This is a genomic window from Streptomyces sp. NPDC002004, assembly GCF_053593975.1.
In genome coordinates this window covers 37,114-49,959 of sequence record NZ_JBSFDP010000024.1, presented here as the reverse complement: position 1 = coordinate 49,959, position 12,846 = coordinate 37,114, and the positions used below count along the sequence as shown (strand labels likewise).

Genomic DNA, 12,846 nt, shown 5'->3' with positions numbered 1-12,846 from the left:
TCACACTCTCCGGGTGCGGTGGCTCGGGCGCGGCTGGACGGGCAGGCCCCGCAGATACAGCCGGATGCCGTGCCTGCGGATGGCCGCCGCCACCGCGACGGTGGACCAGGGGTGGCGCAGCGCGAGACGCAGCAACGCCCTTGTCGTCACTTCGCGTCGGGCGCCGTGAACGGATGCCGTGAAGGGGCGCCCGCCGGGCGGTTCGAGGCGTACGGCCAGGCCGAGGCGGTCCCCCGGCAGCGGGAGCCGCATGCGGTAGCGGCCCGCGACGGGGAAGAACGGTGAGACGTAGAACTCCTTGTCGACGTGTGCGATGCCGGCCTCGTCCGGACGCAGCAGATAGGCGTGCCGTTCGCCGTAGGTGTTGTGGACCTCCGCGACCACGCAGCGCAACGCGCCGTCGGGGCCGTGACACCAGTAGAGCGTCAGCGGGTTGAACACGTATCCCAGGACCCGGGCATGCGTGAGCATCACGACGGGGCCCGACTCGAGGTCGACTCCGTGCTCGGCCAGGTAACCGTCCACCGCCGCCCGCAGGCTGGGGGCGCTGCCGTCGAAGTGGTCGCGCGCGTCGAACCGGGCGAGCGGCCTCACGAAGCGCGGCAGCCGCGGCGGCCGGTCGGCGTCGATCAGCCACATGTAGGTCCGGTGGCGCAGTGCGTAACGCGTCGGCGCGGTGCGTACGTGGGAGACGGTGCACGGGTACAGGGCGGGCAGCCGCGGCAGGCCGCCGGGCGGCGGACCGGGCGGCCGGGTCACCAGGCCACCCCCAGCGCGGCGGCGGCCCGGACCCCGGAGTGGCAGCCGTCCTCGTGGAATCCCCAGCCGTGGTAGGCACCCGCGTACGCGGTGACGGCCGTGTTCAGTTCGGGCAGTCGCCGCTGCGCCGCGACCGACTCGGGCGTGTATACGGGGTGTTCGTACGTCATACGGGCCCGCACGCGTGCCGGGTCGACACGGTCGTCGCCACCGAGCGTGACGACGAACCTGTCCTGGGCGTCGAGGCGTTGCAGCCGGTTCATGTCGTAGCTCACGCGGACGTGGTCGGCGCCGGCCGTGCACGAGGGCATCAGATAGTTCCACGAGGCGCGCGCCCCGCGAGCACGGGGCAGCAGCGAGGCGTCGCTGTGCAGGACCGTGGCGTTGCGCGCGTAGCGGAACGCGCCGAGCACCTCCTTCTCCTCGGGGCTCGCGTCCACCAGCATCCGCAGCGCCTGGTCGGGGTGCACGGCGATGACGACACGGTCGTACGAGGCGGCGGTCCCGTCGTCCGCCGTGATCTCCACACCGTCGGCGTGCCGGCGCACCGACCGGACCGGGGTACCGGTGCGCACCGCGTCGAGCCGGGCCGCGATCCTTTCGACGTAGGTGCGGGAGCCGCCCGTGACCGTGCGCCACACCGGTGAGCCGCCCACCGAGAGCATTCCGTGGTGGGCCAGGAACCGGAACAGATAGGCGGCCGGGTAGTGCTGGGCCGTCGAGGCATCGCAGGACCACACGGCCGACACGAGCGGCGTCGCGAAGTGCGCCCGGAAGTAGGGCGAGAACCCCTCCCGGTCGAGGAATGCACCGAGGGTGAGGGTGTCGTCGGTGCCGGCCGCGAGGAGCCGGCGGGCGGCCCGGTGGAAGGCCGGCACCTCCGCGAGCATCCGCAGGTAGGAGCCGCGCAGGGCGTTGCGCGGCTGGGCGAACAGCCCGACGGGGCCCCGGGCGCCCGCGTATTCGAGTCCGCAGCCCTCGCACCGCACGGACATGCTCATCTCCGACTCCTGCGTGGCGATGCCGAGTTCGCCGAAGAGCCGCAGCAGATGAGGGTAGGTGCGGCGGTTGTGCACGATGAAACCGGAGTCGACACGGTGGACCCGGCCGTCGTCGGTGGCCAGGTCGTGGGTGTGGGCGTGCCCGCCGAGCCGGTCGTCCGCCTCGTACAGCGTCACGTGGTGCGCACGGCGCAGCACGTACGCGGCGGTCAGCCCCGCCACCCCGCTGCCCACGACGGCGGTGCGCCGCCCGGTTTCCCCACTGCCGGCCGGCGCCCCCTCGAGCCCCGCCGTGTCCCCTGACGCTCCTGGCACTGCTTCTCCTCCCACCCGCTGCCGCATCCCTGTCGTGGGTATTCCGGGGCCGGGCCGCGAGCGGATTCGCCACCGGGCGGACATCCGCCGGCCCGGGGCACGGCCCGGCGGACATCGGTACGCCCGGCCGCCCCGGCGGGGGACCGGGGCGGCCGGGCGTGTGTCCTGCGACGGCCGGGCGAGGAGCCGTGCGTCCCGTCACGCGCGGGCCCTTCCCGGGCCCCCGCACGGGAGCTCGGTCCGGTGCCGGGCGGCGCCGCTCCGTCCGGCGTCAGCTCTTCGGCATCAGCACCTCGTCCACGATGTCGACGTCGGCATCGGCGGTCTCGACGTTGCCGCACACCACCCTCGCCGAGTCGTTGACCTCGGAGAAGACGCCGGAAAGGAAGCGGAAAGGAGTCTGCGACGCGAGACGAAGAAGAGGGGGGATGGGAGAGAAGGGGAGGGCCGAGCGGGGCCGTGGCTGTACGGCTCACCCCCTGGCGGCGATGGTGGGTACGAACCTGGACGCGTCGATGGTGCCCAGTCCGGAGGCGAGGTCGTAGCCCTTCGTGGCCCGGAAGCCGTCCGGGCCGTTGTTCCCCTCGGTGATGTCGACGACCCCGCCGTCCGGCCGTTTGGCCAGGTCGTAGAGCGCGCTGTGGAGGTCGCCGAGGCGTTTCCCCGCCTGCTCGTCGGCCGGCGCGACGACCGCGGCGAACAGCGGGGCGGCCTCGCTGGTGCCGCCTGCGCTGACCCACCCCGCCCCGGAGGGGAAGAAGCTCTCGTAGAACAGCGTGCCCCCGGACAACGAACCGTCCAGGGACAGGTCGGGCGTCCCGCGCCGCTGACCCACCGCACCGCGCACAACGTCCTGATAGGCGGGGCGCCGGAACGTCTGCGACGGACCGCCGCCGGACGTCCCCTTGCCGGTGTCCGAGTCGTTCCAGACCGTGTCCGGGGCGGTGCGCCGGCCGTCGGCGTCCAGATGCAGGCGGGAGCCGTCCACGGAAATGAAACCGGGGTCGGAAGCGGGCCGGCTCACGGACCTGACCCGCGCGCCGCCCTTGCCGATGGCCGGTGACCCGCCCCAGTCACCGCACTGGCCACCAGCGTGGTCCCGCTGTCCGCCAAACGCCGCGACCGGCTGGTCGGTGTTCCCTGCAGCTTGCTGGTCATGCCACCAGCCTGTTGCGGGAGGCGCCGCCATGCCGGGACCTGCTGGATCAATGGAGTGATCCACAGGGGCGCCCGGGGGATGCCTGTGACACGTCTGTGACAGGTGGCGGACGGGGTGGTGAAGTCGCCCGGTCAAGCTCATTGAAAGAGGGCAAAACGCATCATTCAGGCATTTGCCCCACTGCTTCCGAGGGTGTGAGCAGCAGTGACGACCGGGCCGACCCGCCGGAGGACCGCCATGAACCTCACACCCGCCACGCCGAGCACCGAAACCGCCACCGAATCCTCCGCGGCAACCTCCGCCGACGCTTCCGCTCCCGCGCTGGCCCCGCGTGAACGCGAGACCCTGCGCCATATCGCGGCCGGCCGCACCTACCTGCAGACCGCCCGCCACATGGGCCTCTCCAAGCACACCGTCGACGCCTACCTCCGTCGTATCCGCGCCAAGCTCAACATCAACAGCACGGCCGAGCTCACCCGCCTGGCCATCTCCCTCGGCCTGTGACCACGGGGCACCGCCTCGGTGACACCGGCCGGGAACAGGGCAACGCCCGGAGGGAAACGGCCGGGACCGGGGCGCGGTCCCCGGGACGGCCGCCCTCATGGCGGCCCCGTACGGGCGAGGCACCGAGGACCCGGTGCGCATGGCAGTATCGGGGGAATGGTGGAACGGATCATCGCCGCGTGTGACGGGGCGTCGAAAGGTAATCCCGGGCCCGCGGCCTGGGCCTGGGTCATCGCAGACGCCGATGGTGCAGTGGCGTCCTGGGAAGCGGGCCCCTTGGGCAGGGCGACGAACAACGTGGCCGAACTGACCGCACTGCGCGAGCTGCTCCAGGCCACCGATCCCGCCCTCCCGCTGGAGGTCCGGATGGATTCGCAGTACGCGATGAAGGCCGTAACGACCTGGCTGCCAGGCTGGCGCCGCAGGGGATGGAAGACCGCGTCCGGCACGCCCGTGGCCAACCGGGACCTGGTCGTGACGATCGACGAGCTGCTGACCGGCCGGGACGTGGAATTCGTCTACACCCCGGCCCACCAGGTCGACGGGGACCCGTTGAACGCTGCCGCCGACGCCGCGGCCAGTGACACGGCCCGCACCCAGCAGTCGGCCGGTTCCGTGGCAGGTTCCGCCCTGCCGCCGCCCGAGAACCAGGAACGGCCCAAGGCCGCGGCGCGCCCGCGGCGCACCACGACGGGGCGGCGTTCGACGGCGGGAGGTGCGTCGCGGGCTTCGGTCACGGCGAAGTTCCCCGGACGGTGCCGCTGCGGGCGCAGCTACGCCAAGGGCGAGACGATCGCGAAGAACGACGACGGCTGGGGACACCCCGCCTGTGCCGCGGCGTCCCCGTCCGCTTCCTAGACCTGTACTTCGCAGGTCGTTGAATCGGATGATCTGGTCGTCGGAGCGGTGTCCAAAGCCGGTCCGGTCGCGTTGAGTTGGGTGATCACCTGACGCATGGGCAGGTGATCGAGGCGCTGGTCGCGAACCGGCTGACCTCGCCGATGCCACTGTTCCGGGTCGGGGACCGGGCCCGGGTCTGGGCGGTGGAGGAGCGGGATCGAACCGGCCCTGCTCAACGACGACCGGCTGGCGCGGGCCCTGTGCCGGAGGACGTCCACACCCTGGCGGGCCCGCGCAAGAGCGACCCGCAGCTCGGCTTGCGACGGATCCTGGTCCACTCCACCGCGAACGCCGCCGGCTGCAGGCAGCCCTGGCCAAGCGCCTGGCCAAGGCGGCCGAGGACATGGACAAGCTCGCCCGCGCCGCGGGCGGGCGGCACTACAAGACCGCCGAGAAGATCGCCGCCCGGGCACGGGTGATCGCCGCCAAGCGCCGCGTGACCGCCTGCCTGCGCCGGCACATCCACCAGGACGACGCCGGCCTGCCATCGCTGGAATGGGGCTTCGACCAGGACGTCCTTGACGCCGAAGCCAACGCCGACGGCCGGTCGCGCTGATCACCCCGCTCACCGTCCTTCGAGGAGGGCCCGCCACCGAAGGCCGTCTGGCACCAGCGGCTTGACGACCTCACCGCCCAAGGTCTGCCCTTTCTGGTCGCCGAACTGTCCGGTGAAGTCGTGGGCCACGCCTACGCGGCCCCCTTGGCGTCCCAAGCCCGCCTACCGGCACACCGTCGAAAACTCGATTCGCCAAGCGCCGCCGGCTGCGCGACGGGCAGACTCCTGCGGCTGGCAACACGGCGGCCTACCCGGAGAGTTCCGCCAATACGCACTGATGTGACGGAGCATCAGATCCGGCTTGGTGCAAGATCGTCTCAGAACTAGGGTGAAGCAGTGAAACACATGGATGCTGTCAGGCTCAGGCCCCCGCGCAATCGTGTCGAAGCCCGGGCAGTGGGCTGGTGGACGCTTCAGTCTGCGATGTTCGCCCTGCCCCTGCCGATCGTCTTCGGCGTGCTGTATCTCTTCATCCCGCCCGCCAGGCTGTTCTTCGGCTGGGCCTTCGTGATCTCGCTCGTACCGGGCCTCGCCTACATGGCCGTCATGCCCGTCTGGCGCTACCGGGTGCACCGTTGGGAGACCACCGACGAAGCCGTCTACGCGGCGTCCGGCTGGCTCTGGCAGCAGTGGCGGGTCGTGCCGCTGTCTCGCATCCAGACCGTGGACACCCTGCGCGGGCCTCTCCAGCAGCTCTTCGGTCTCTCCGGCATCACCGTCACCACCGCCTCCTACTCCGGCGCCGTGAAGATCAAGGGAATCGACCACCGGACCGCGCGGGAAGTGGTCGAACACCTCACCAAGTCGACCCAGGCCACGCCGGGAGACGCGACATGAGCCACGACACCGAACAGCGGGCGGCCACCGGGACCTCCAACGGCGCCGCCGAAGGCCCCGAGTGGAGCAGGCTCAGCCCCAGACTGCTGTTGGTCAACCTGAGCATGCTCGCCGGACCGCTCGCCCTGTTCGCCGTCACGGTCGCCCTGACCGGCGCCAACCTCCAGGCCCTCATCTCGCTCGGCTCACTGGTGATCACCTTCCTGGTCATCACCGGGATCAGCACGATGCGGCTGCTGACCACCCGCTTCCGCGTCACCGGCGACCGCGTCGAACTGCGCTCCGGCCTGCTCTTCCGCAGCCGCCGCTCGGTCCCCGTCGACCGGATCCGCAGCGTCGACCTCGAAGCCAAGCCGATGCACCGCCTCTTCGGCCTCACCTCGCTGCGCATCGGCACCGGCGAACAGAGCTCGTCCTCCAGCCGCAAGCTCTCCCTCGACGGCATCACCCGGCATCAGGCGCGCGAACTGCGCAGGCTCCTCATCGACCGCCGTGGCAGCGGCCGCGCCACCGGCCAGGACGAAGACGTCACCATCGCCGAGATGGACTGGGCCTGGCTGCGGTACGCGCCGCTCACCGTCTGGGGCGTCGGCAGTGTCTTCGCCGGCGTCGGCACCGCCTACCGCATCCTGCACGAGATGAAGGTCGACCCGCTCGAACTGGGCATCGTCAAGGACATCGAGGACCGCTTCGGTTCCGTACCCCTGTGGTTCGGCGTCCTCGTCGCTGTCGTGATCACCGCCGTCGCGGGTGCCGCGATCTCCACCGCCACCTTTGTGGACGCCTGGACCAACTACCGCCTGGAGCGCGAGCAGGACGGTAGCTTCCGAATCCGCCGTGGACTGCTCATCTCCCGCTCCGTCACCATCGAGGAGCGTCGGCTGCGCGGCGTCGAGGTCGCCGAGCCGATGCTGCTTCGCTGGGCGGGCGGCGCCAGCCTGAGCGCCATAGCCAGCGGCCTCAGCAACAGCGACGAGAACCGAAGCCGCTGTTCCCTCACCCCGCCTGTGCCCCGGGACGAGGCCCTGAGGGTCGCCGCCGACGTCCTCGCCGAGGAACAGTCCCCGACGGAGCTGACCGAGCTCGTCCCGCACTCCCGCGCCGCCCTGCGCCGTCGCATCAACCGCGGCCTGTTGGTCCTCGCGCCTGTCGTCGCGATCCCGCTGGGCCTGGGGCTGTGGCTCACCCCCGTCCTGGTGCACACCGCCTGGATCACGGCACTCGTCGGCCTGCCGGTCGTCATCGCCCTCGCCAACGACGCCTACCGTGCCCTCGGCCACGGAATCCGCGACCGCTACCTCGTCGTCCGTGCCGGTACCTTCGCCCGCCGCACCGTCGCCCTCCAGCGGGACGGCGTCATCGGCTGGAACATCACCCGCTCCTACTTCCAGCGACGCAACGGACTGCTCACCATCGGCGCCACCACCGCGGGTGTCGGCTGCTACAAGGTGCGGGACGTATCCGTCGGCGTCGGCCTCACCTACGCCGAAGAGGCCGTACCGAAGCTGCTCGCCCCGTTCATCGAACGCTCCCCGCGCGGCTGACCCTCGGGCCAACTGGCGATCCCCCGACAGGTGGAGGGGCGGCACCCCGCGTGCCGTCCCCCCACCACGCACCAATCGCCCCGCACACGGTAGGGGCCGTACCCGGAAACGACTTCCGGATACGGCCCCTACCGCTTGTCCTTCGCACGCTCAGCCCGCCGGCTCCTCCAGCCTCGGCACCAGCGACACGGGAGAGGGCATCGTCCCGATCTCCTCCCGCACCTCGCGCGCGATCGCAGTCACGAGCAGCGGTCCGCTCGCGCGGCGCGTTGATCGGCCGCACTGCCGCCTTGCCGCCTTGCCGTCCTGGTCCTCCGCCGTTCTGGTCCTCCACCGTCCCGTCGACCGCACCCGGCGAAGGGGCGCTCCGGCCCTCCCGGCCTCGGCCCGGCTCCGTCCCCTCCCAGGTCGCGAGTCCCGGGGACGGCCTTGGTGCCGTCCGTCGGGATCGGTATGAAAGGTCGCGGCGCGAGCGGGTAGGCGCTTGATAGATCACCGCAGCCAGCGGTTGTGATCGCTCGCCCGCGTTCCGGCGGGCGGGTTCGACTCATCGCGCTTTCACCTTGCGGCACGATCAGGATGGAGGAGGTCACATGACCTGGCTCGACCAGGCTGCTTGTCTCGACGAGGACCCGGAGCTGTTCTTCCCGGTCGGCAACACCGGCCCTGCGCTGCTCCAGATCAGGGAGGCGAAGTCCGTCTGTGAACGCTGCCCCGTAGTCGATCAGTGCTTGCAGTACGCATTGGACCTCGGCCAGAACTCGGGTGTCTGGGGCGGCCGCAGCGAGGACGAGCGTCGTGCCCTGCGGCGCCGCGCGGCCCGTCGGCGCGCCGCGCAGGCGGCTGGAGGCCGACCCCATGACCAGCACTGACAGATGTGCTCCGCAGCCTGCGCTCTCCGTGGGTCACCGCCTCGTCGGCACGTGACTTCCGGGGCGCGCGGGCTACCGGCCAACCCCTGGTCGACGGCGGGCCGTTGAGTCGGTCTTCCCCTGAACCGGCTCCACCGTCATGCAAGCCGGCCAAGCGGTCCGGTCGACTCATGCGGGCGGGCAAGGCGGTTGGGACGACTCGGGGGAGTCGGCCCGCTGTGCCGGGGCCGCCGGACGCGTGTCGGTTCCCCCTTCACCGCGGTCTCAGGACGCCGAACGCTCCCTGGGCTTCGCCGGAACGCACAGCCGGGCGAGGCCCGCCGCGGTCAGATAGGCGAGCGCTCCGATGGCCATGCTGACGCGCAGCCCGGCGTTGTAGTCGGTGGCCGTGGCGAGCAGGGTCCCGCCGAGCGCCACACCGGTGGCGCTGCCGATCTGACGGGTGGTGTTGAACAGGGCGGAGGCGGTTCCCGAGAACGCCGGGGGAGCGGCACCCATCACAGTGGCGGTCGATCCGGTGAGGGCGAACGAGGTACCGAAGCCCGCGGCCATCATCGGAGCCACCAGGAGGGGATAGGCGGGCGCGGCCCCCGCGGCGGCCCATCCGGCAAGCCCCAGGGCGGCCAGCAGCATGCCGGAGACCACCAGTGGACGATCGCCGGTGCGACGGGTCAGCCGCCCGGACAGCACGGAGGCGAACATGGTCATCGCCACCGCCGGGAACAGCGCCACCCCGGTGCCGAGGGCGCTGAAGCCGCGTTGGTGCTGGAAGTCCAGGCTGGCGGTGAACACCATGCCGTAGAAGCCGAAGTTGAACAGCAGGCCGATGACGGCGCCGCCGCTCAACGCGCGTGAGCGCAGCATGCTCAGGGGGAGCACGGGAGACCGGGCCAGCCGCTCGCGCACCGCGAAGGCCGCGACGGCCAGCACCGCCAGGCCGAGTCCGGCGATGACGGCAGGATCGGACCAGCCGCGCCGCCCGGCCTCGTTCAGCGCGGCTGTCAGCGACGCCACCGCCGCCACGACCGCGCACTGCGCCGGCCAGTCCAGTGCCCGCGCGGGCGTCCGGGGCGACGGCGCCACGTACCGCAGCGTCAGCACCAGGCAGGCGACACCGACGGGCAGGTTGATGAGGAACACCCATCGCCAGCCCACGGTGGAGACCAGCAGCCCGCCCAGCAGCGGTCCGGCTGAAGCCGCGATGCCGGCCATCGACCCCCACAGCCCGAAGGCCCGCGACCGCGCCGCCGGTGCCGGATAGGCCTGCTGGAGCAGGGCCAGGGAACCGGGCACGATCAGTGCTGCGCCGAGCCCCTCCACCAGCCGGGCCACGACCAGGAAGGGGGCGTTCGGAGCGAGCGCACACGCGGCCGAGGACAAGGTGAACACCGCCACGCCCGCGCAGAAGACCCGGCGGTTGCCCAGCCGGTCGCCGAGCGCGCCACCGGTCAGCAGGAATCCGGCGAACACCAGTGTGTACCCGTCGGTGATCCACTGGATGCCGGTGAGCGAGGCCGACAGATCCCGACCCACCACCGGAACGGCGACGTTGATGATCGTCACGTCCAGGATCACCATGAAGTACCCGGCGCACACCGCCAGCAGCGGCGCCCAGGAGCGTTCCCCGGAGGCCGGAGCCCGCGTCGTCCGCCCGTCGTCGGCCCGCTCCGTACCCGCCACGCCCTGGCTCCCCTCGGCCCCCGATCACCTGAACAGGGCCCACCATAAGGTGCGGTATGTGCGGATTCTGAGGGAGTGTCGGACCCATGCCGCCGGGTTCGGCCAGGGGAAGTGAACGTCGGCCCGGCTTGCCGCCGACCCGGCGCCGCTCCGGCCGGCCGCCCCGTCGCTCCGCCGGACGAGTGACGCAACACGTGCGGTGGTGGCTGTGCGGCGGGCAGGGCAAGACGATGGTGCCCGACTGCTTCGTTCGATGGCGGAAGGAACTGCGGAAGATGCACGCCAGCAAGGGAGACCGGCTCGTGGTCCACGGCCGCGTCGTCGGCAAACAGGACCATGTCGTCGAGATCGTCGAGGTTCTCGGGCCGAACGGCACCCCGCCGTACAGGGTGAGGGCGGAGAACGGACACGAGACGATCATGAGTCCGGGTCCGGACAGCGTCGTCGACCGCCGGGGCGCGATGGACCGGGGCTGACAGAGGGCGGCGCCTCCGCCCTTTCACGCGATGCCCGGGCGCGGCGAGGTCGTCGCCCGGCTGTCGCCCGGTCGTCCGGCGCCGTCACCGGGGAGCCGGACACGACCGAGCGGACGGCGGCGGGGTGACCGCGACCGATGCGGGAGCCCGGTCCGCAGGTGGTACCCGGTCCCACGCTCCAGCTGCGGCCCGCCGTTCCGCGCGGGACGGCGGGCCGCACGAGCCGCGGCCGCCGCAGACTTCCGGGCCCGCCGACTTCGAGAGGAGCGGCGCCCGGCGACTGTGTCGACGGCGCTCGGCGGCGGGAGGGCCTTCTGTGACTCGGCGGTGCCGACCCGGAGGCAGCACAGGCGGAATCGCCGTGGCAAGACCCGTGACGCACGCGTTCAGGATGCGTTCAGGTTGCCGCTGCCAGGGTTGGGCCAAGATCGTTACCTGCACTGGGGAGCACTCTTGACGACGACGAAATCCGTGATGAAGAAGCTGCCCGAGGTCACGCTGGCGTTCTGGATCATGAAGATCGCCGCAACGACCCTCGGCGAGACGGCGGGCGACCTGTTCGCCCAGACGCTCAAGCTCGGCTACTTCCTCACCACGATCGCCCTGTTCCTGATCTTCGTGGTGACCCTGGTCGTCCAGCTGAGGTCCTCGCGCTACAACCCGTTCTTCTACTGGACCGTGATCCTCTCGACCAGCATGGCCGGCACCACGATGTCCGACTTCATGAACCGCGACGCCAGTGCCAAGTACCTCTCGGGTGGCGCCACTTCGCTCGGCTGGGGTCCGCAGGGCCTCGGCCTCGGCTATCCCGTCGGTGCGGCGATCCTCGTCTCGATCCTCCTGGTGATCTTCCTCGTGTGGAAGCAGAGTGGGATGACCTTCCAGATCCGCGACATCGTCACCTTCCGCGGCGAGGCCCTGTTCTGGTCGGCGATCCTCGTCTCCAACACCCTCGGCACCTCGATGGGCGACTTCCTGTCCGACAGCTCGGGCCTCGGCTACCTGGGCGGGGCGCTGCTGGTGAGCGGCGTGCTCGCGGTCCTCGTCGCGCTGATGAAGGTGCCCGTCGTGCCGAACGTGCTGCTGTTCTGGATCGCCTTCGTGCTCACCCGGCCGCTCGGCGCCACCGCCGGCGACTTCCTGACCAAGCCGGTCGCCAAGGGCGGACTCGACCTGGGTACGGTCGGCTCCTCCGCCGTACTGCTCGCGGTCCTGTTCGCGCTGATGGCCTACGCCCACGTCCAGGAGCGCCGGGCCGCCGCATCGCCCCTGGAAACCGAGGGGCCGGAAGCGGAAGCGGTCGGTCAGCACATCGGCCGATCGTGAAACACGGGGACGCCGTCCGCCGGCGGACGGCGTCCCACCGTGGGCACCGACCTGCGGCAATGCTGTGGGGTCGGTGGACGGGCGTGGAGCGAGCGTAGTGCGGTGCTCGGCGGCAGGGTCTGCCGAGCCTGGACCGCCCCTGCCTCGCATCAGGGCGGGGGCCCGCTCCAGGCCCGCCCGCTCTCCTCGGCGAGGGGGGCTCCTCAGCGAGTGGCGGCCTCGGCGCAGCCGACACACAGGGTCGTCGCCGGGCGCGCTTCGAGTCGCTCTCTCGGAATCGGCTCACCGCACCCCTGGCACTGTCCGTAGTCGCCTCGCTCCAGGCGCTCCGCCGCCTCGTCCAGATCGGTCAGATGCTCGCGCGCCTGTGCCAGCAGCGCGGCGACATGGGCCCGCTCGAAGGCCGTGCTCGACCCCTCGGGGTCGTGCTCGTCGTCGACCGCCACCAGCGCGTTCGCCTCGACGATCCCGTCGAACTCACGGCTCAGTGCGGCGATCTGCGCCAGGGTGTCCGTACGCTCGGCGGCCAGCCGCTTGCGTGTCGGCTCACGCTCGGCCGCCGAGAATCCGGCATACCCAGGCTCGTCTCCCATGCGGATTTGAACGCCGGCACCTCCGGTGCGCATTCCGTACGGTGCCCGCGGGCGGCGAGCAGACCGGGGGTTGCCCCTGCTCGGGCGGGGAGCCGACGGGGGTTGCCCCTGCTCGGCCCGAGCTTCGACGGACCACGCGGCCTTCCGTCCGCTGCCGGGCCTGTGACACGTCTGTGACAGGTGGCGGACGGGGTGGTGAAGTCGCCCGGTCAAGCTCATTGAAAGAGGGCAAAACGCATCATTCAGGCATTTGCCCCACTGCTTCCGAGGGTGTGAGCAGCAGTGACGACCGGGCCGACCCGCCGGAGGACCGCCATGAACCTC

General features: G+C 71.4%; 13 protein-coding genes and 1 pseudogene. 8 read left to right on the top strand and 6 right to left on the bottom strand.

Annotation, left to right across the window (positions count from 1 at the left end; genetic code table 11):
- From ACWCP6_RS27230 to ACWCP6_RS27215, 4 genes and pseudogenes are all read right to left on the bottom strand, one after another.
- A complete protein-coding gene (locus ACWCP6_RS27230; protein ID WP_450935251.1) occupies positions 1-762 on the bottom strand; it encodes a DUF1365 domain-containing protein in 762 nt (253 codons plus the stop codon).
- The gene (locus ACWCP6_RS27225) at positions 756-2,075 is read right to left on the bottom strand and encodes an NAD(P)/FAD-dependent oxidoreductase (protein ID WP_450935205.1); all 1,320 of its coding nucleotides are present in this window, start codon (positions 2,073-2,075) and stop codon (positions 756-758) included. The genes ACWCP6_RS27230 and ACWCP6_RS27225 overlap by 7 nt, the downstream gene beginning before the upstream one ends.
- 271 nt (positions 2,076-2,346) lie before the next feature.
- Positions 2,347-2,457: pseudogene (locus ACWCP6_RS27220) on the bottom strand (fasciclin domain-containing protein); the annotation flags it as partial.
- Between the two features lie 90 nt (positions 2,458-2,547).
- Complete coding sequence (locus tag ACWCP6_RS27215; protein ID WP_450935204.1) at positions 2,548-3,063, bottom strand: hypothetical protein; 516 nt, start codon at positions 3,061-3,063, stop codon at positions 2,548-2,550.
- Positions 3,064-3,471: 408 nt separating this feature from the next.
- Here ACWCP6_RS27215 and ACWCP6_RS27210 point away from each other — a divergent pair, with 408 nt between their 5' ends.
- From ACWCP6_RS27210 to ACWCP6_RS27185, 6 genes are all read left to right on the top strand, one after another.
- A complete protein-coding gene (locus ACWCP6_RS27210; RefSeq protein ID WP_450935203.1) occupies positions 3,472-3,738 on the top strand; it encodes a response regulator transcription factor in 267 nt (88 codons plus the stop codon).
- Positions 3,739-3,894: 156 nt separating this feature from the next.
- A complete protein-coding gene (locus ACWCP6_RS27205) occupies positions 3,895-4,596 on the top strand; it encodes a ribonuclease H family protein (protein ID WP_450935202.1) in 702 nt (233 codons plus the stop codon).
- 385 nt (positions 4,597-4,981) lie between these two features.
- Positions 4,982-5,194, top strand: coding sequence for a hypothetical protein (locus ACWCP6_RS27200; protein ID WP_450935201.1), 213 nt, complete (start codon positions 4,982-4,984; stop codon positions 5,192-5,194).
- A 345-nt stretch (positions 5,195-5,539) separates the two neighbouring features.
- On the top strand, positions 5,540-6,031 hold the full coding sequence (locus ACWCP6_RS27195; RefSeq protein WP_450935200.1) for a PH domain-containing protein: 492 nt from the start codon (positions 5,540-5,542) through the stop codon (positions 6,029-6,031).
- Positions 6,028-7,575 carry a PH domain-containing protein gene (locus tag ACWCP6_RS27190; protein ID WP_450935199.1) on the top strand — a complete coding sequence of 516 codons (1,548 nt, stop codon included), beginning with the start codon at positions 6,028-6,030 and terminating at the stop codon, positions 7,573-7,575. The genes ACWCP6_RS27195 and ACWCP6_RS27190 overlap by 4 nt, the downstream gene beginning before the upstream one ends.
- Positions 7,576-8,168: 593 nt before the next feature.
- Positions 8,169-8,447 (top strand): WhiB family transcriptional regulator, encoded by a 279-nt coding sequence (locus ACWCP6_RS27185; RefSeq protein WP_450935198.1) that lies wholly within the window; start codon positions 8,169-8,171, stop codon positions 8,445-8,447.
- Between the two features lie 264 nt (positions 8,448-8,711).
- Here the strand turns inward: ACWCP6_RS27185 and ACWCP6_RS27180 are convergent, their stop codons facing one another.
- Entirely contained in the window at positions 8,712-10,127 is a 1,416-nt protein-coding gene (locus ACWCP6_RS27180) for an MFS transporter (protein WP_450935197.1), read from the bottom strand.
- Positions 10,128-10,402: 275 nt separating this feature from the next.
- Between ACWCP6_RS27180 and ACWCP6_RS27175 the strand changes: the two genes are divergently transcribed.
- Positions 10,403-10,603 (top strand): DUF1918 domain-containing protein, encoded by a 201-nt coding sequence (locus ACWCP6_RS27175; protein ID WP_450935196.1) that lies wholly within the window; start codon positions 10,403-10,405, stop codon positions 10,601-10,603.
- Between the two features lie 453 nt (positions 10,604-11,056).
- Positions 11,057-11,929, top strand: a complete 873-nt coding sequence (locus ACWCP6_RS27170; RefSeq protein WP_450935195.1) for a COG4705 family protein — start codon at positions 11,057-11,059, stop codon at positions 11,927-11,929.
- Between the two features lie 203 nt (positions 11,930-12,132).
- Here the strand turns inward: ACWCP6_RS27170 and ACWCP6_RS27165 are convergent, their stop codons facing one another.
- Positions 12,133-12,522, bottom strand: coding sequence for a TraR/DksA family transcriptional regulator (locus tag ACWCP6_RS27165; protein WP_450935194.1), 390 nt, complete (start codon positions 12,520-12,522; stop codon positions 12,133-12,135).
- Positions 12,523-12,846 lie beyond the last annotated feature (324 nt).

What these genes read in the sequence shown, in the direction of transcription:
- ACWCP6_RS27190 (WP_450935199.1), top strand. Translation starts at nt 6,028, where the DNA reads ATGAGCCACGACACCGAACAGCGGGCGGCCACCGGGACCTCCAACGGC.
- ACWCP6_RS27205 (WP_450935202.1), top strand. Translation starts at nt 3,895, where the DNA reads ATGGTGGAACGGATCATCGCCGCGTGTGACGGGGCGTCGAAAGGTAAT.
- ACWCP6_RS27200 (WP_450935201.1), top strand. Translation starts at nt 4,982, where the DNA reads ATGGACAAGCTCGCCCGCGCCGCGGGCGGGCGGCACTACAAGACCGCC.
- ACWCP6_RS27210 (WP_450935203.1), top strand. Translation starts at nt 3,472, where the DNA reads ATGAACCTCACACCCGCCACGCCGAGCACCGAAACCGCCACCGAATCC.
- ACWCP6_RS27165 (WP_450935194.1), bottom strand. Translation starts at nt 12,522, where the DNA reads ATGGGAGACGAGCCTGGGTATGCCGGATTCTCGGCGGCCGAGCGTGAG.
- ACWCP6_RS27185 (WP_450935198.1), top strand. Translation starts at nt 8,169, where the DNA reads ATGACCTGGCTCGACCAGGCTGCTTGTCTCGACGAGGACCCGGAGCTG.
- ACWCP6_RS27175 (WP_450935196.1), top strand. Translation starts at nt 10,403, where the DNA reads ATGCACGCCAGCAAGGGAGACCGGCTCGTGGTCCACGGCCGCGTCGTC.
- ACWCP6_RS27195 (WP_450935200.1), top strand. Translation starts at nt 5,540, where the DNA reads ATGGATGCTGTCAGGCTCAGGCCCCCGCGCAATCGTGTCGAAGCCCGG.